Annotated in this window: 15 protein-coding genes and 3 tRNA genes; 12 read left to right on the forward strand and 6 right to left on the reverse strand. The window is 53.8% G+C overall.

What is annotated here, in order from left to right; genetic code table 11:
• Positions 1 to 348: 348 nt before the first annotated feature.
• Together P4L78_RS01560 and P4L78_RS01565 are read left to right on the forward strand one after the other, a co-directional pair.
• Positions 349 to 993 (forward strand): hypothetical protein, encoded by a 645-nt coding sequence (locus P4L78_RS01560; protein ID WP_309326547.1) that lies wholly within the window; start codon positions 349 to 351, stop codon positions 991 to 993.
• On the forward strand, positions 990 to 3,164 hold the full coding sequence (locus tag P4L78_RS01565) for an AAA family ATPase (RefSeq protein WP_309326549.1): 2,175 nt from the start codon (positions 990 to 992) through the stop codon (positions 3,162 to 3,164). Before P4L78_RS01560 ends, P4L78_RS01565 begins: the two co-directional genes overlap by 4 nt.
• A gap of 317 nt (positions 3,165 to 3,481) precedes the next feature.
• On the opposite strand, the gene P4L78_RS01570 is transcribed toward P4L78_RS01565, so the two are convergent.
• The 3 genes from P4L78_RS01570 to P4L78_RS01580 all read right to left on the reverse strand — a co-directional run bounded on the left by P4L78_RS01570 (position 3,482) and on the right by P4L78_RS01580 (position 4,915).
• Positions 3,482 to 4,006, reverse strand: coding sequence for an HAD domain-containing protein (locus P4L78_RS01570; protein ID WP_309326551.1), 525 nt, complete (start codon positions 4,004 to 4,006; stop codon positions 3,482 to 3,484).
• Positions 4,003 to 4,335 carry a hypothetical protein gene (locus P4L78_RS01575; protein WP_309326553.1) on the reverse strand — a complete coding sequence of 111 codons (333 nt, stop codon included), beginning with the start codon at positions 4,333 to 4,335 and terminating at the stop codon, positions 4,003 to 4,005. The genes P4L78_RS01570 and P4L78_RS01575 overlap by 4 nt, the downstream gene beginning before the upstream one ends.
• Positions 4,336 to 4,402: 67 nt before the next feature.
• The gene (locus tag P4L78_RS01580; RefSeq protein ID WP_309326555.1) at positions 4,403 to 4,915 is read right to left on the reverse strand and encodes a hypothetical protein; all 513 of its coding nucleotides are present in this window, start codon (positions 4,913 to 4,915) and stop codon (positions 4,403 to 4,405) included.
• 229 nt (positions 4,916 to 5,144) lie between these two features.
• Between P4L78_RS01580 and P4L78_RS01585 the strand changes: the two genes are divergently transcribed.
• Positions 5,145 to 5,600, forward strand: a complete 456-nt coding sequence (locus P4L78_RS01585; protein ID WP_309326557.1) for a helix-turn-helix transcriptional regulator — start codon at positions 5,145 to 5,147, stop codon at positions 5,598 to 5,600.
• Between the two features lie 178 nt (positions 5,601 to 5,778).
• On the opposite strand, the gene P4L78_RS01590 is transcribed toward P4L78_RS01585, so the two are convergent.
• Both P4L78_RS01590 and lplT read right to left on the reverse strand, forming a co-directional pair.
• Complete coding sequence (locus P4L78_RS01590) at positions 5,779 to 5,964, reverse strand: TetR family transcriptional regulator (protein ID WP_309326559.1); 186 nt, start codon at positions 5,962 to 5,964, stop codon at positions 5,779 to 5,781.
• Positions 5,965 to 6,117: 153 nt separating this feature from the next.
• Positions 6,118 to 7,410 carry a lysophospholipid transporter LplT gene (lplT, locus tag P4L78_RS01595; RefSeq protein WP_283148424.1) on the reverse strand — a complete coding sequence of 431 codons (1,293 nt, stop codon included), beginning with the start codon at positions 7,408 to 7,410 and terminating at the stop codon, positions 6,118 to 6,120.
• A gap of 410 nt (positions 7,411 to 7,820) precedes the next feature.
• Here lplT and P4L78_RS01600 point away from each other — a divergent pair, with 410 nt between their 5' ends.
• The 9 genes from P4L78_RS01600 to P4L78_RS01640 all read left to right on the forward strand — a co-directional run bounded on the left by P4L78_RS01600 (position 7,821) and on the right by P4L78_RS01640 (position 15,110).
• Entirely contained in the window at positions 7,821 to 8,468 is a 648-nt protein-coding gene (locus P4L78_RS01600) for a DedA family protein (protein WP_283148425.1), read from the forward strand.
• Positions 8,469 to 8,509: 41 nt separating this feature from the next.
• Positions 8,510 to 9,580: an alanine racemase gene (gene alr / locus P4L78_RS01605; protein WP_309326562.1), complete on the forward strand. Its 1,071-nt coding sequence runs from the start codon at positions 8,510 to 8,512 to the stop codon at positions 9,578 to 9,580.
• A gap of 144 nt (positions 9,581 to 9,724) precedes the next feature.
• On the forward strand, positions 9,725 to 10,951 hold the full coding sequence (locus tag P4L78_RS01610; protein WP_283148427.1) for an aspartate kinase: 1,227 nt from the start codon (positions 9,725 to 9,727) through the stop codon (positions 10,949 to 10,951).
• A gap of 238 nt (positions 10,952 to 11,189) precedes the next feature.
• Positions 11,190 to 11,283, forward strand: a tRNA-Ser gene (locus tag P4L78_RS01615).
• Positions 11,284 to 11,350: 67 nt separating this feature from the next.
• Positions 11,351 to 11,427, forward strand: a tRNA-Arg gene (locus P4L78_RS01620).
• A 32-nt stretch (positions 11,428 to 11,459) separates the two neighbouring features.
• Positions 11,460 to 11,535 (forward strand) — tRNA-Glu (locus P4L78_RS01625).
• A 215-nt stretch (positions 11,536 to 11,750) separates the two neighbouring features.
• Entirely contained in the window at positions 11,751 to 13,541 is a 1,791-nt protein-coding gene (locus P4L78_RS01630; protein WP_283148428.1) for a monovalent cation:proton antiporter-2 (CPA2) family protein, read from the forward strand.
• Positions 13,542 to 13,699: 158 nt separating this feature from the next.
• Positions 13,700 to 14,701 (forward strand): LacI family DNA-binding transcriptional regulator, encoded by a 1,002-nt coding sequence (locus tag P4L78_RS01635; RefSeq protein ID WP_283148429.1) that lies wholly within the window; start codon positions 13,700 to 13,702, stop codon positions 14,699 to 14,701.
• A 10-nt stretch (positions 14,702 to 14,711) separates the two neighbouring features.
• Positions 14,712 to 15,110 carry a hypothetical protein gene (locus P4L78_RS01640; RefSeq protein ID WP_309326564.1) on the forward strand — a complete coding sequence of 133 codons (399 nt, stop codon included), beginning with the start codon at positions 14,712 to 14,714 and terminating at the stop codon, positions 15,108 to 15,110.
• Between the two features lie 109 nt (positions 15,111 to 15,219).
• On the opposite strand, the gene P4L78_RS01645 is transcribed toward P4L78_RS01640, so the two are convergent.
• The gene (locus tag P4L78_RS01645; protein WP_283148430.1) at positions 15,220 to 16,017 is read right to left on the reverse strand and encodes a transporter substrate-binding domain-containing protein; all 798 of its coding nucleotides are present in this window, start codon (positions 16,015 to 16,017) and stop codon (positions 15,220 to 15,222) included.
• Positions 16,018 to 16,040 lie beyond the last annotated feature (23 nt).

Raw genomic sequence — 16,040 nt, forward strand, 5'->3', positions numbered from 1 at the left:
ACGGGAGCGCCGCCCTCGGCCTGCTTGAGAATGGCAATGATCTGGCTGTCGGAAAAGCGTGAGCGCTTCATGCAAAACTTCCTCGATGGTTCAGGGAGAAAATTCTACTTCTGGCGACGATTAATTTCCGGGGGGATTACCCCAGGACCTGCCGTCAGGCGGGTATGAAGCAGTGTCCCAACGACTATTGGATGCCGCACGGTTTCCTAGCAAGTACCGGCGACGGTTGGACGCTAGCATCAGTACAAACCGACATTTTGAATTAAATGCCAACTAGTTATTAGGCCGCAGATGCTCTCTACTTATTCTTTCGCCCTGAACGATTCATCCAATGAAAAAGAGTCCTTGATGCTGAACAAGCATAAGTGGCTGATTTGGGACTCTCTTACTGTGACGCAGCTTGCGGCGGTAATCCAATCCACCGCTGTTTCCGATGAAGACAATCCATTAACCAGCAACGACGAGCGTGATTTACTGCGTGATGAGCTATGCGACATTTCGGACACGCTGTCATCGTTTGGGTTGCAGATACCCCTGATTCTGGTCGTTCAGTGCGACAGCGCTCGCTATGCTGCATGGCATAAAATTGCTGGGGACCAGGATTGGATTCGAGGCGCCTTCTGCATCCAGCCCTTTGATAAATCTCGCCTCGCGGGTACGGGAATCAGGGACATTGATAACTGGGTACGTATGCTAACGGACTCGGACGGCACACATGCAAGTAGCTATAGCCTGAAGAGCATCACTGATGCCGAATATGCTGAACACCTGCGTACACAGGTCGCCCGCGAAAAAAATCTCCTTGCCAAGTCCCTCGCTGAAGCAATAATCGGCGCCATTGTTGAACCAGAACCGCTAACTGTCAGCTCGCCTATTGGCGAAGGGCCTATCCAGTCGGTGGTCATGCGCTGGGTTCAAAACAACGTGCTTGCAACGAGTCAGGACCACACATCTGCCAGCGCCAATGGCAATACGCACGGAGAAAAAGAATGAGAGCAATTACCTCTTTAGATTTCGAGAATTTCCGTGGATTTGTGGGCACCCACTCCTTAGACCTTAATGCTGATATGGTGGTCATATCAGGGAAAAATGGAGTCGGAAAAACCAGCATCCTTCTCGCTATCGACCTTCTATTAAACGGCCACACTTCGCTTGTGGAGAGACTTGGCCCGCTCATCTCGAATGGGCATAGCAGTGGAAACATCCGTTCCAGTGGGTCCCTCACGGGAGAGATATCTTTGCAATCTCCCCCGACAAAAATCATATATGCCGATTTATTGGAGCGGGCGCATTTCTTTTTCGCTGATGGTCTGGATTCACCCGAATCTGCAGCGGACGTAACCGCTATTCTTGAGCCTAGCTCAGGCGCATGGGATACCGTTAAAGATGCACTGGAAGGTGCGCAGGCATGGCTTGCACATGAAAGAAACAGCATTATTCCTGCGAAATTTGATATTCAGTCATCAAGGGTGCAAGCAATACAGCATTTCGTACAGCCGGTTTCGCGGCTGGCTGAAATGAAGCCAGAATGGTTTGGTTCCGATTTTGAACTGCAGTATTATTCTTCACCAGAAAGAATAGCTTCCACCGGCTGGATGCAATCCATATCACACTTGAACCATCAACTTTCATCGATAATTCCGCGAAAAAATAAATCATATATAAACCCCGCAGACGTTCTGGATGACATCGCGGATATTACCAATTACTTGAAAGAAATAACCCCTGTTGATTTCCCGGAAGAACATTCAATACAAATAAGAAAGCTAACGGCTCTAGAGCGGAAGTTGGCAGAACTGCCACCGGATAGCGAGATTATTTGGGCAAGAGCCCCAAATCGATTGGGTAGGCGTGAGGACGGTGTGATAAATATTCCTATGCAGGAAGAAGATGATTCCAAATGGGTTGTCATGCTATCAACGCTTGCGGACAGCCTAAATAGTCTCGGTAAAGAGAGGGCTGGGCTTGAAAGCCAAAGTGAATTTATCGAACGTCGTTCTGAGTCTTTACTCGAAACTCTGGAGGTGGTTCATGAGCATGGAGAAAATTGGGCCTCAATTCTCAACGAATCTTTTGGAGAAAATGCTGACTGCCGAGCTTTGCGGGATTGGCTGACATACGGCGTTAGAAATGCAGAGCAGTTCATAAATGTTGCACAGCAAGCCATACGGAATTTAAACGACAAAATCATAAAAAATGCCGACAAGGTCGGTGCTCTTGCAGTAAAAGAAGCAGCCCTTCAAAGTGAACTCGCATGCGGCAAGCTGATGAGAGAGCTCCGGGGTAATTCGCTCATCTCCTGTGAGGGGCGGGTGGCTGATATCCGCAATGACGTACGGAGAGCTAAAGAGCAATTGGGAAGTTACTTTTCGCGTTCCGACGAAATATTGAAAGAACTGGATTCTCTTGCTGGCGCTTCAAAAAACTGGGCAAGCGTCGAAAGGCAAATAGATAGAGAAGAGCTTCGACGCAAGCAACAGCTCAATACCGCAGCGAAGGAGAAAGCCATTTCTGACGGGGAGAGGGTGCTAAAACAAGCATTGTCGTCAGAAGGTATTTTCAGCGTCTCAAATATGATAGATAGGTCCCAGTTTGGAAAATTACTGGAAACATTGAATCAATTGCTCGCGCGATTCCATTTTCCTTCAGAGTTTTTGCCCATTCGTTTGTCCCACGCAGGAAGAAGAGGCAAAACCAAGAGGACATATAAATTCCAGTCCCGCAACGGTTTGGAGTACAGCGGGCTGTCCACCGGCCAAAAGACGCAACTGAGCATTTGTTGGTCAGTTTGTCTCAGTTACGCATTACGCAATAATCTGAAAGCCCGAGTTATTGGTTTTGATGACTTTACTACCGCACTCGATATGGGGCAGCTGATTCCTGCCGCTGGCATTCTGAGGCAACTGGCCTACAGCAACTCGCTAGAGCATCAACGTCAGGTCATTGTGACTAGCCACCATGAAGACATGACAAACAAGCTCATTGATTACCTGTTACCTCCGCCAGGAAAATCGATGAAAGTCATCAATATCGATGAGTGGACTGTCGCCAATGGGCCGACGTTCAAAACGTATAACTCGCGGATGGCCCTCGATAACCGTGAAATTGGCGAGGCGGAGCTTGGGAACTGGCTTAAGGCCCAACTTCACGGGCGGTTGTCATAAAGCCGAACCCAAAAAAAACATCGATATGCAACTCTCCGCAGCCTTTGCCCAAGTCAAAGTTGCTTCAATTTGAAGCCGCTCCCGCACTTTCTTTTGAAGACGCTGGGGTTTTCCGTTAGCCTATAGGGAAACAGAATGGCCCGTTTTGTTCCCTTGTAAGCGAACGTTAAACAAGCCGCTGGGCAAACTAAGTCTCGACCTAGACTTGCCGCCTTGGGGCACAAGTTACACGCAGGGCCTGAAGCTAGTTGCAGAAAGGCTCGGGCAGTCTTGGGCATTTAAATAGATTTTAGCGAGGAACCCTATCTCGTTAATATCTATTTGTACGATAACTGATGGAGTTTTTGCTTCAAATCCGCGACGGCGTCCGGCAGACCGAGGCCTTTCATCCTGTCGCACAGGACAAGATGCTTCATCTGGTCGTCCGGCCAACAATCATTGTCGTCATCAATCGCCAGCCAGTGGCAGATGCCATGGCGTTGCGTGTGCCGCGCGATTTGCTCATAACGCGGCAGGCGTCGCCAGGTGATGGCGTCATATTCTTCAAGTCCGGGTTCCCAGGTGGCGCCGGCCACCCGCTGCTGTAGTGATGTCGGTAATCGTGCTCTGGCTTCATCGAACCCCAGAAGCACTACCCAGTTTGTCGCCAGAATGATATGGACCGACTGTTGGAAGGCATTCAGTGTCTGCTCAAGTACATGGGCATGCATGAACAGTTGGCCATCAGCCCGCAACTCTGGCCCGGTCGAGGTCTGGTAGACCGAATACGGATGCAGCGGGCCATCATAATCAAGATAGAGGATGCTGGGCGCCTGTGTCTCTACCGTGGTACTGGCACTCACATCGTAGCCTCCAGATGGGGGGCAACAACTTCGGCTCCGACCTCTTCCCATGACGTCACGTCATTCCGATTGGCCCAGATGTTCCAGACATACTCGGCATCATCGTTGGCCCTGGGAGGTCCGCTCAGTTCGTAAACCCGGCCGGAATGCGTTACCCCTCGCAGCGACGTGGGGTCGAACTCCTCAATCATCGAAGACACGCTCCCACAGCGTTCAACGAGGCAGTACCCGACAAAATGCAGCGAGCCGCTGTCTGTGCGGCGGATGGACCAGCCAGTCAGCAACGTCTGAGGGCTGGCATCAACAGGGTCAAGTTTCCAATATGGCATGGCAATTTCCGTAGTGTTAATGGCCGATTTTACAAAGCGATTTGGGCGCCATGTAATGGGGTTCGGCTTATATGACGATGCATGTATCCCGGAGCACTGCCCTTGCACCGCCTATGCGTTGCGCCAGGACGGCAAGCAAAGTATGCGTATCCGGGCCAGAGAGCCAGGCTGTCGCCGCTCGCGTACGACTATTTCGTTTAGGGTCGCCCCAGAACCAGGGACTTACCGCGTCGATGGCGCGAAAGCAAAGTTCGGAAATCTGCTCCTGGCTGGCGATATTCCGCTTGATGAATACACACGCCAGCCCATTCATGCTGTTTTTGTGCATCCTGACCATGTATCCGGGGAATTGGGCATCATTCACCGGTGCCACTTCCAGTCTGGAATACCCACTGTCGTCCCCCGTATTGGAGAACAGTTCAATGTTGAGCACATTGTTCTCCGGGAAGCTCCAGAGAGTGACCGGATATTCCAGCCTCCTGCGCTCCGCCGCGTATTCGCTTCCCAAGTAGTCCGGCACTCGTGGCCATACAAAATCGGTAACTGCGTGCGGCAACTCTTGACCATGCGTATGCGTCACGGCTTTCCTAATCGTTTGAAAAAACAGGGAAAGTTTAAGAAATTTTCTTGTCTAATTCCCAGAGTTACTTATCAATTGCCTAGCTCGCGCCTATGCGCTTGCTGGAGAAATCGGCCTGTACATCGGATGTTGCATTATTATTCGATGTTCTTTATTTGGCGTATCTTTTTTTAGCGTTACTATTTCACATAGTAGATTGAGTGCAGCGGTGTGCGCCAAGCTTTGCCTTATGGCGAAGCAAATACCAGACATTAAAAAGACCTTGGCACTTAACCTGGCAAAGGCGCGCGCCCGTTATGGGTTATCGCAGGATGCGCTGGCTAAGAGCAGTGGCATTCGCAGAACCTACATTGCACTTATTGAGCATCCCGATGGACACAACGCGAGATTTGGGACTGTTGAAAAATTGGCTCGTGGGCTCGGGTGTGATGCGCGAATACTACTTGGCGTGAGGGTCACTTCCACGCTGGATTCTACGGGACCAAGTCTTTTCAAGTGTTTTGTAATGCGCTCCCGGGAAGCAAGGATTGCTGCGGGACTAAGCCAAGAAGGGTTGTCTGAGACTGCAGGATTCTTTCGTACTTACGTGGGAAGAATGGAGACGACAGCAACCGACATCAGTATTAAGGATGCTGCGAGCATTGCAGATACGCTCGGAATGTCTTTGGGCAGGCTACTAAAGTAAGGGCTGTCCGATTTGATGCCTTCCGGATGCCGAAAGCTTCAGAAAAGCGGCAGCAACATCGAACATTCAGTCCATTGATTCTTTGGCACTTACAGGCTAATCCAAAAAATTCACGGTGGGGTTTTGTGGCGTGTGGGTTCAATAAGCGTATTTTTGACAACCTTGCGATAACAAACAGCTAAATCTTGAAGTAGTAATGGACCATGGCCGATGTCACACCCGCTTCCCGTGCAACCTGGGCTAGCGTGCTGGCGGCGATGCCTTGCCGGGCAAATAGCAGCGTCGCCGCATCGAGCAAGGCTGCGCGGGCGTTCTGGTCGGGGAGGGTGGCGGGGCGGCCACGCTGGCGAGGCGAGCTGGTCATGTAATCAATCTAATTAACTAATTAGTTAATTACAAGAAATTTGCTCGCAAAAACTGGCGGCCATGCGAAGAGAAGTGGATTGATTGCGCTGACACAAAAAAGCCACGAAATATCGTGGCTTTGAAGTCATGCGATTGCCGGGCTGTTGGGGAGTTAGTCGTGCATCTTGCCGGCGCGCTGGCCGCGCTTGAAACGCAAGGTCAGCAACAGCATGACCACTGACACAAATAGTCCGAAGCCAATGATGATCAGGTGCATGGGTGGAATACCGCTGGCAGAAAACTGATCTTGCACCAGTTCGCTGGCATTGGCTGGTAACGCAGTGCTCAGATAGCGGACCATCAATGCGTGGATGCCCACCATGACCAGAATGCCGATGTTTTCATTGAAGTTTTGCACAGCAATTGAATGCCCTGCGCCCATCAACATATGCCCGCGATGTTGCAGCATGGCGTTGAGCGGCACCACAAACCAGCCAGACAAAGCGCCGACGATAAACATCAAAACAGCTGAAACCAGTGGGCTGTGCACCACCAGCATGCTCATTACCGACACACCCATGAATATCCCGGCCGGCAACACAGAAAACGCACGTTTGAGCGGCACAAAACGTCCAGCCAGGATCGCGCCAAAGGCTGTGCCGAAGGCCACGACAGCGACCAGGCGCGTGGCTTGTTCCATGCTGTAATTGAGCCAGATGACCGCCCAGTTCAGCACTACCAGCCGCATCGTCGCCCCGGCGCCCCAGAACAGGGTGGTGACCGCCAGCGACAACTGGCCTTGCGGGTCTTTCCACAGACGGCGCACGCACCACCAGAACTCACGCACCAGGAATAATGGGTCCAGGTGCAGTGGTTTGAGGTGAACCTTCAGTTTGGGGATATACAGATTGAGCCAGCCTGCGGCCAGGTACATAAACATGATCGCGCACATGGCAAATTGCGACGGCGACAGATACTGGCCCAGCGTCAGTGTGTCGTACCAGTCACTGGCGCGGCTGCCGACCAGCACGCCGCCCAATACCGTGCCAAAGATGATGGCGCCAACGGTAGCGCCTTCGAGCCAGCCATTGGCTTCAACCAGTTTTTCATGCGGCAGGTATTCAGTGATCAGGCCATATTTGGCGGGGGAGTACGCTGCAGCGCCGAAGCCGACTATGGCATAAGCCACGATGGGCGGCGCGCCAATCAGCATGCACACGCAACCGAGGAGCTTGATGCCGTTGCAAATCATCATCGCGCGACCCTTGTGCATGGAGTCGGCGAACGAACCGGCGAACGGTGCCAGTACTACATATGAAACCGTGAAACTCCAGAGCAACATGGACAGATGCCACTCTGGCGCGCTGTTCTCGCGTAGCAGCGCCAGGGCCGCAATAAACAGGGCGTTGTCAGCTAGCGCAGAAAGGAATTGTGCGCCGAGGATGATGAAAAAACCGCGATTCATACCCGCTACGGAGCCTGTTTTGATGATCGGATTTATGGGTCTGGTAGCGCAAGCCCAGCGCCAGTGCGGGCTGCCGGGGCGGTCGTCACCATGTAACGACGGTCGGTTTTATATCATGTTTGACACAAAGGTGCCGACTTATTGCCAATGCCGTTGAGCCTGAAAAGCGAAACCTTTGCCTGTAGTGGGAATCTGATCCTGACAAACGTAGCGGCATCAGGCGTTGTTCTGGAATATCACGTGATATAGTGTGGACCATTACGACAAGGGGTAAACCCCTGAACGAGCCACAGGTCCTGATACACAAGATACATAAGCGACACAGCCTGGTCTGTATTTTAGTCGCTTCAAGTCCGCCGCCAGTGGCCCGATTGGAGTCATTGGCAAGGTCCAAGGTTCGGTCAATACGCATGGATATTCTGCAATATCTTCTTCCTGTTTTCACTGACTACGGCTACTTCGCCGTTTTTGGTGTTCTGCTGGTCTGCGGTTTCGGTGTTCCCATTCCCGAAGACATCACTCTGGTAGCGGGCGGGATCATTTCCGGTCTGGGCTATGCAGACGTGCACACCATGTTCTGCGTGGGCATGGCGGGCGTACTGGTGGGTGATTCGATCATGTTTTTTATCGGTCGCCACTTTGGTACTCGCGCCCTCAAATGGCGCTGGGTTGCGCATGTCCTGACCCCCGAGCGTTACGCCGCCGTCCAGGATAAATTTCGTCGTTATGGCAATCGCGTGTTGTTTGTAGCGCGTTTTCTGCCAGGTTTGCGCACCCCGATCTATCTTTCTGCCGGCATGTCCCAGTGTGTGCCGTTCTGGCGTTTTTTGCTGGCCGATGGTTTGGCGGCGCTGATCAGCGTGCCGGTATGGGTCTATCTCGGTTATTACGGGGCCTTCCAGCGCGACTGGCTGCACCACGCCATCAAGCAAGGGCAAACCGGCATGTGGTTGCTGTTAGCCGCACTGGCCACGCTGACTCTGATCTGGTACATCAGACACAAGCGCCATCAGCACCATTGCAAGGCACTGCCGAGCAAGATGCTGCGCGAGAAATAATCAGATCCGAACACGCCCAGACCAACAACGCGGTTTCCAAAATGACTCGCCCCATCCAGGCTCTCGTCCATACCCAGGCAATTTCCCACAATTATCAGGTCGTTAAACGCAATGCCCCGCACAGCCGGGCATTTGCAGTGGTCAAAGCCAATGCCTATGGGCATGGCTTGCAGCGCGCCGCTACTGCGCTGCAAGCGGCTGACGGATTTGGCATTCTGGAGTTCGATAACGCGCTGGCGTTGCGCCAATGGGGACTGCAACAGCCCATCTTGCTGCTGGAAGGGGTGTTCAGCCAGTCCGAGCTGATTGAAGCCGCTCGCCAGGACTTGCGTATCGCCATTCACGAGCCGGGTCATCTGGTCTGGCTGGAGCAAACCACGCTGTCCCGGCCTGTGCATGTCTTTCTCAAACTCAATACCGGAATGAATCGGCTCGGTTTTCCGGCGGAACAAGCGCACGACCTTGTTGCCCGCCTGCAAAAACTGCCTAATGTGGCCAGCATCACACTGATGGCCCACTTTGCGACCGCAGATGAGCCAGCCAAAGGCATAGAAAAACAACTGACTCGTTTTGCCAGCGCCACGTCCGGGCTTGATCTGCCGATCTCACTGGCTAATTCCGCCGCTACCCTCGCGTATCCGCAAGCGCAACACAATTGGGTGCGTCCGGGCATTGTGCTGTACGGTTCGACCCCGTTTGAGGATCGAACTGCCGAACAATTGGGTTTGCAAGCGGCAATGACACTGCAAGCGCAAATCATTGCTGAACAACATCTGCAAGCGGGCGATGCCGTCGGTTATGGGGCAACGTTTGTTGCTGATAAACCAATGCGGATTGGCGTTGTGGCCTGTGGTTATGCCGATGGTTATCCGCGTCATGCACCTACTGGAACGCCGGTGCTGGTCGATGGGCAGCGCACCCGCCTGGTTGGGCGTGTTTCCATGGATATGCTTACCGTCGATATCACCGACCTGCCGCGGGCCCGCATTGGCAGCCCGGTTGAATTGTGGGGTAAGGGTTTGCCGATTGATGATGTCGCACGCGCTGCGGGCACCATTGGTTATGAGTTGATGTGTGCAGTTGCTCCTCGCGTGCGGGTGGTTGAGGGTTAAGCGCGCAGGCAACGCGCGAATAAATAGTGCTTACAAGGTGGGCCTGTCATGAAACAGGCTCGAAAAGCGCGGCTTTCTTGATATAGAATGCTTCGCTTAGTCAAATAAACCGGATTTTTCCGTTTCCCAACCAGCAGGTTGCATATGGCATTAATTGTCCAGAAATACGGCGGCACTTCAGTTGGCACGCCGGAGCGTATCAAAAACGTGGCCAAACGCGTCGCCAGGTTCAAGGCACAAGGTCACGATCTGGTCGTGGTTTTGTCCGCAATGAGCGGCGAAACCAACCGCCTGATTGGGCTCGCCAAAGAAATGCAGGCTAATCCTGATCCGCGCGAACTGGATGTGATTGTATCGACCGGTGAGCAGGTCACCATTGGCCTTCTGGCCATGGCGCTCAAAGAAATGGGTATTGATGCCCGTTCCTACACCGGCGCCCAGGTCAAGATTCTGACCGACAGTGCGTTCACCAAAGCCCGCATCCAGTCGATTGACGACGAAAACATGCGTGCTGATCTGAACGCCGGTCGTGTAGTGATTGTCGCTGGCTTCCAGGGTGTAGATACCGAAGGCAATATCACCACGTTGGGTCGTGGCGGTTCGGATACCACCGGCGTGGCACTGGCCGCTGCGTTGCGCGCGGACGAATGCCAGATCTATACCGATGTCGATGGCGTTTACACCACTGACCCGCGTGTTGTGCCTGAAGCGCGCAAGCTCAAGACAATTACCTTTGAAGAAATGCTGGAAATGGCCAGCCTGGGTTCAAAGGTGCTGCAAATCCGCTCGGTCGAATTTGCTGGCAAGTACAACGTGAAACTGCGCGTGCTTTCCTCGTTCCAGGACGAAGGCGAGGGCACGCTGATTACTTTCGAGGATGACTCCAACATGGAAAAACCCGTCGTTTCCGGCATCGCGTTCAATCGTGACGAAGCGCGTATCAACGTGACCGGCGTGCCTGACAAACCAGGCATTGCATACCAGATTCTGGGTCCGGTGGCTGACGCCAATATCGACGTGGATATGATCATCCAGAACGTGGGTCAGGAAGGCACGACCGACTTCAGCTTCACCGTTCCCAAGAACGACCTGCCACGTACCATCAAGGTGCTGGAAAGCGTGCAAGACCACATCGCCGCACGTAGCGTTTCTGGCGACGACAAGATCTGCAAGATCTCCATCGTTGGCGTGGGCATGCGCAGCCATGTGGGCGTGGCTTCCACCATGTTCCGCACGCTGGCCGAAGAAGGTATCAATATCCAGATGATCTCCACCTCTGAAATCAAGATTTCGGTCATCGTGGACGAAAAATATCTGGAACTGGCCGTGCGCGTGCTGCACAAGGCATTCGGGCTGGATCAACCGGTCTGAATCTAGGTCACTTCAAGTGATTGCAGGTAAAAACGGCAGCGCTGGCTGCCGTTTTTTATTGCCGGATGATTTTGCGAGCCTGCGCCAATCTGCCTGTGCAAGGCGATTACGGTTGAGTGATACTTGAGTGATGCCGAAACGTTGGGCATCCCGGCCCAGCCCGCAAAAAAGTGCGTTTTGCAGCGGTGCTTTCCTTGACGCCCCCAAGGCCACAAGGTATTATCCCGCTTCCCTTGACGGAGATGTGGATGAGTGGCTGAAATCACTTCCCTGCTAAGGAAGCATACGGGCTTAAACCTGTATCGAGGGTTCGAATCCCTCCGTCTCCGCCAACGGTCCTTGCAGTAATCCGTTGCGGCAAGTGGCAGTAAGTTGTTAGTAGTAAAGTGTTGTGACAGTGCGCCCGTAGCTCAGTTGGATAGAGTATCTGGCTACGAACCAGAGGGTCGGGCGTTCGAATCGCTCCGGGCGCACCATTCACACACAGTCCATTGCGCAAGCAAGCCTCGTCCCCATCGTCTAGAGGCCTAGGACACCGCCCTTTCACGGCGATAACCGGGGTTCGAATCCCCGTGGGGACGCCATCAAACCTGATGGCTTTCATTTCTCTGCCGCCCGGCAATCTAGTAATTCCTAAATATCCCTGTTTTTCCTGTTGTTTACCCTGTAGTTACTCATAAAGTACCGGCTCGCACCTACTCGTCTGCAATTGTCCGTGCCCAAGCTTTCTCAATGCTGCTTGGTGGTAATGGAGAGCCAAAGTACACTGAGTCGTATTCCTTATTAGAAAAACATGCCCATGCCTGGTTTGTCTCAAGCCATTGTCTTGCTTGCCGCCGCTGTGTTGGTGGTGCCCATACTCAAACGGCTGGGGCTGGCGTCGGTGCTGGGTTATCTGGCCGCTGGCATCCTGATCGGGCCGTGGGGCTTGCAGCTCGTCCATCAGCCAGAAGAAATCCTGCATACCACTGAATTTGGCGTGGTCCTGCTGATGTTTGTGATCGGTCTGGAACTGCAACCGTCACGCTTGTGGGTGTTGCGTCGTTCGGTCTTTGGTCTGGGTGGAGCGCAGATGCTGGTGTGCAGCGTGGCCATCGGCGCCATCGCATTTGCTTTTGGCTTGCCACCGGCTTCAGCACTGGTGGTGGGAATGGCGCTTTCTCTTTCCTCCACCGCATTTGTTTTGCAAATGCTGGCCGAAAAGAACCAGCTCACTACGCGATACGGCCGCGATGGTTTTGCGGTGCTGCTGTTTCAGGATCTGGCGACGATTCCTTTGCTGGCATTGATTCCGTGGCTAGCCCCGGTGAAAAGCGGCGTGGCTGGCGTGCCTGTGTGGATATCGCTGGCGGTGTTGATTGGTGTCGTGGTGCTCGGGCGTTTGCTGCTGCGGCCGGCGTTTGCCTTGGTGGCCCGTGCAAAAAGCACCGACCTTTTCACCATGGCGACCTTGCTGGTAGTTACCGGCACCGCCTGGTTGATGGAACGCGCCGGTTTGAGCATGAGTCTGGGGGCGTTCGTCGCTGGCGTGCTGCTGGCCGATTCAGAATTCCGTCACGAGGTTGAAGCCAATATCGAGCCATTCAAAGGCGTGCTGTTGGGCTTGTTCTTTGTTGCGGTCGGCATGGCGGCCAACCTGGGCTTGCTGATGGCTAATCCGCTGGGTGTGGTCGCGCTGGCCAGCGGTTTGATGCTGGTAAAAGGCATTTTGCTCTTTGGTATTGGCCGGGTTAGCGGCCTGCAAAACCACGTAGCACGACGCTTTGCCATCTATCTGTGCCAGGGCGGTGAATTTGCCTTTGTGCTGCTGGCACTGGCCGAAGGCAACCGCGTTTTGCCGGGCGATGTCGCCGACGTACTCAGTCTGAGTGTCACTTTATCCATGGCATTGACGCCTTTTGTGGTGATGGCTTACGAGCGCTTTGTGGTGCCGCGGCTGGAAGCACGGCAAGTGCGAGAGTTTGATGCGGTACCCGACGAAGGTCATCCGGTTATCGTCGCTGGGTTCGGGCGGTTTGGCCAAGTGGTGACGCGGATATTGCGGCTGCGCAAAATTCCGGTCACGGTGCTCGAGGCCAATGCTGATCAAGTCGATTTCGTGCGGCGCTACGGCAACAAAGTGTATTACGGCGATGCTTCCCGGCCTGATTTGCTACGCGCAGCAGGTGCTGACAAAGCGCGGCTGGTGGTATTGGCGATTGACGACATCGAAGCATCGGTCAAAACCGCCGAAACGCTCCGCCGTGAGTTTCCGCATCTCAAAGTCTATGCCCGCGCCCGCAATCGTTTTCATTACTACCGCTTGATGGAAGCCGGGGTAGTGGTGGCCACGCGGGAAACCTTTGCATCCAGCGTGGGCTTGGGTGTAGACGTGCTGGAAGGGCTGGGCGTGACGCGAACCGAGGCTGAGCGTACCGGCGCATTGTTTGTCGAGCACGATGAGCGACTGTTGCAGCGGCAACTGGCGATTCATCAGGATGAAGCGCAATTGATCCAGGCCAGCCGTGACGCCATGAAGGAACTGGAAGGGCTGTTTGAAGCGGATCAGCTGACAGAAGCGGCGATTGAGGCCAAGCAACCAGCTACTTGATAGGCGGGAAATATCGGGTTCGGCGGGTGTGGGTGCCCATCATGGTCCGGGCATGTATGATGTAACTCAAACATTTGTTTGCGGTCCGGCAGCGCACTCAAGCTTGCGCAGCCCACTGTCGACATTCATTTCAAGACCTCAGGGACTCCGGTTACAGCGTGACCAACGACAAACCGAACGGGCGCAAGCCGACTATTTCTGATGTAGCCAGGCTGGCCGGCGTTTCCCGCGCGGTGGCCTCACGAGCGCTATCCAGCGAGCCGCGCCCGGTGGCCGACGAAAAGCGCAGCCGGGTAGTGCAGGCCGCACAAAAACTCGGCTTTAAACCGAATCTGCTGGCGCGCAGCCTGACCACCAAAACGGTCAACCTGGTAGCCATTGTGGTTAACCATATTCATGATCTGAGCGATCTGGATTTGTTTGATCATTTGCTGAGCGAAATCCAGGCGATCGGTAAACAAGTCATTCTGATCCGGGTTGGCTCGGTTGATCGTATCGAAGAGTTTTTACGCAATGGCATCGCTTATCACGTCGATGCAGCCCTGGTATTTTCGGATTTCGCCGACGCGCCAACAGTGCGACGCATGTTCAATACCGATCTGGTCTTGATGCTCAATGGTCGGCACGACGCGCTATCTCCAGCCGTGCTGGCCGATGAAGCGACCGGCATTCGTGGTGCCGTGGTTGATGCTGCCGCCAAAGGCGTGCGTACGGCCGCCTTGGTGACCGGCCGCGCCACCTCCACAGTCGAAGAAACGCGCATTGCCAGTTATCGCAAGCAATTCGCGCTGCATGGCATTACGCTGTTGCAGGTCGCGCAGGGTGATTACTCCTATCAAAGTGGCCATGCCGTGGCCGCAAGTGTGACTTCTGGCCAATGTCCCGATGCGGTGTTCTGCACTTCGGATGCCATGGCAATGGGTATTCTGGATGTATGTCGGGCGGATTTTCCGCAGAGCAAACCGACGCGCTTTCGCTTGTATGGGTTTGATGATTTATCGCTGACCGTGTTTGATGCCTACCCGATTTCATCGATTGGTTTCGACAAGACACAGTACGTGAAAGAAGTGCTGCGTTTCCTGATGGTGCCGGACGCATTTGCACCGGGCATGCCCCCCGTACTCGTTCCCACGCGCTTTGTGCCACGCCAGACTGCCTGACCGCACTCCAATGCATGAAAAAGCCCGGCCACCTTTTGGGTGCCGGGCTTTTTTGTCCTCTTACCCGCTATGGGTAAGAGGTTATTTCTCAGTCAAGGATGGAGGATTTGCGGTCTTGCCCTTTATGGGCAAGATGTACCGCATTCTCTTTTCCGTTAACGATGGTGGGTTTGCGGTCTTGCCCTTTATGGGGAAGATCTACCGCATTCACTTTTCAGTTAATGAAGGTGGGTTTGCGGTCTTGCCCTTTATGGACAAGATCTATCACATTCACTTTTCGGTTAACGAAGGGGATTTGCGGTCTTGCCCTTTATGGGCAAGACCTATCGCATTCACTTTTCAGTTAACGAAGGGGATTTGCGGTCGTGCCCTTTATGGGCAAGATCTACCGCATTCACTTTTCAGTTAATGAAGGTGGGTTTGCGGTCTTGCCCTTTATGGGCAAGATCTATCGCACTTACTTCCGTTAACGATGGTGGGTTTGCGGTCTTGCCCTTTATGGGCAAGACCTATCGCATTCACTTTTCGGTTAACGAGGGTGGGTTTGCGGTCTTGCCCCACCATTTCTTGTAGTTGGCTTCATACGCGCCAGATTTGGCATAGTCCGCTACAAAGCTGTTGATCCATGCCAGAAATTTCGGGTCGCCCTTGGCAATGCCGATACCAATCGGGTCGTTGGAATACAAGCCCGGTAGCGTGATCAAAGCATCGTTTTTGGTGGCCAGGTAATCCACCAGCGACGAATCCTCGATCCCCGCGTCTACGCGTTTTTGTTGCAGCAGCAACACGCCTTCAGGGGCGAAGTTGTCGGTGTAGACCAGCTTGGCGGCTGGGACTTCACGGCGGATAAAGGTCTCGCCGGTACTGCCGCGACCCACCACAATCTGCTTGCCCGCCAGACCTTTCAGGTCCTTGATTCCCGAGCTTTTCTGCACGATAACGCGCAATCCGGCGCGGTTATACGGGCTGGAAAAATCGATGGTCTTGGCGCGCTCTGGTGTGATCGACACATTGGCCACTACCAGATCAAGCTGACCAGATACCAGCATGGAGATCCGGGCATCGCCCGAGACATCCGTGTATTCAACCTTCACGCCCAGCTTGTCGGCAATACGCTTGGCCACGTCCACGTCATAACCCACCGGGTCGTTATGGGCGTCACGAAACCCCACTGGCTCGCCGCCCAGCGAAACGCCGATGCGCACTACGCCGCGCGCTTTGATGTCTTCCAGCTTGCCCGCAGAAGCGGTGGTGGCGGTGAACGCCATGCCAGCAACGAGTGCGAAGGCAGTGATTTTTGTCAGAATGCGTCTCACAGAAGTACTCCTTGTCAGTTTTA

This window comes from Silvimonas sp. (genome assembly GCF_031291215.1).
Classification (GTDB): domain Bacteria; phylum Pseudomonadota; class Gammaproteobacteria; order Burkholderiales; family Chitinibacteraceae; genus Silvimonas; species Silvimonas soli.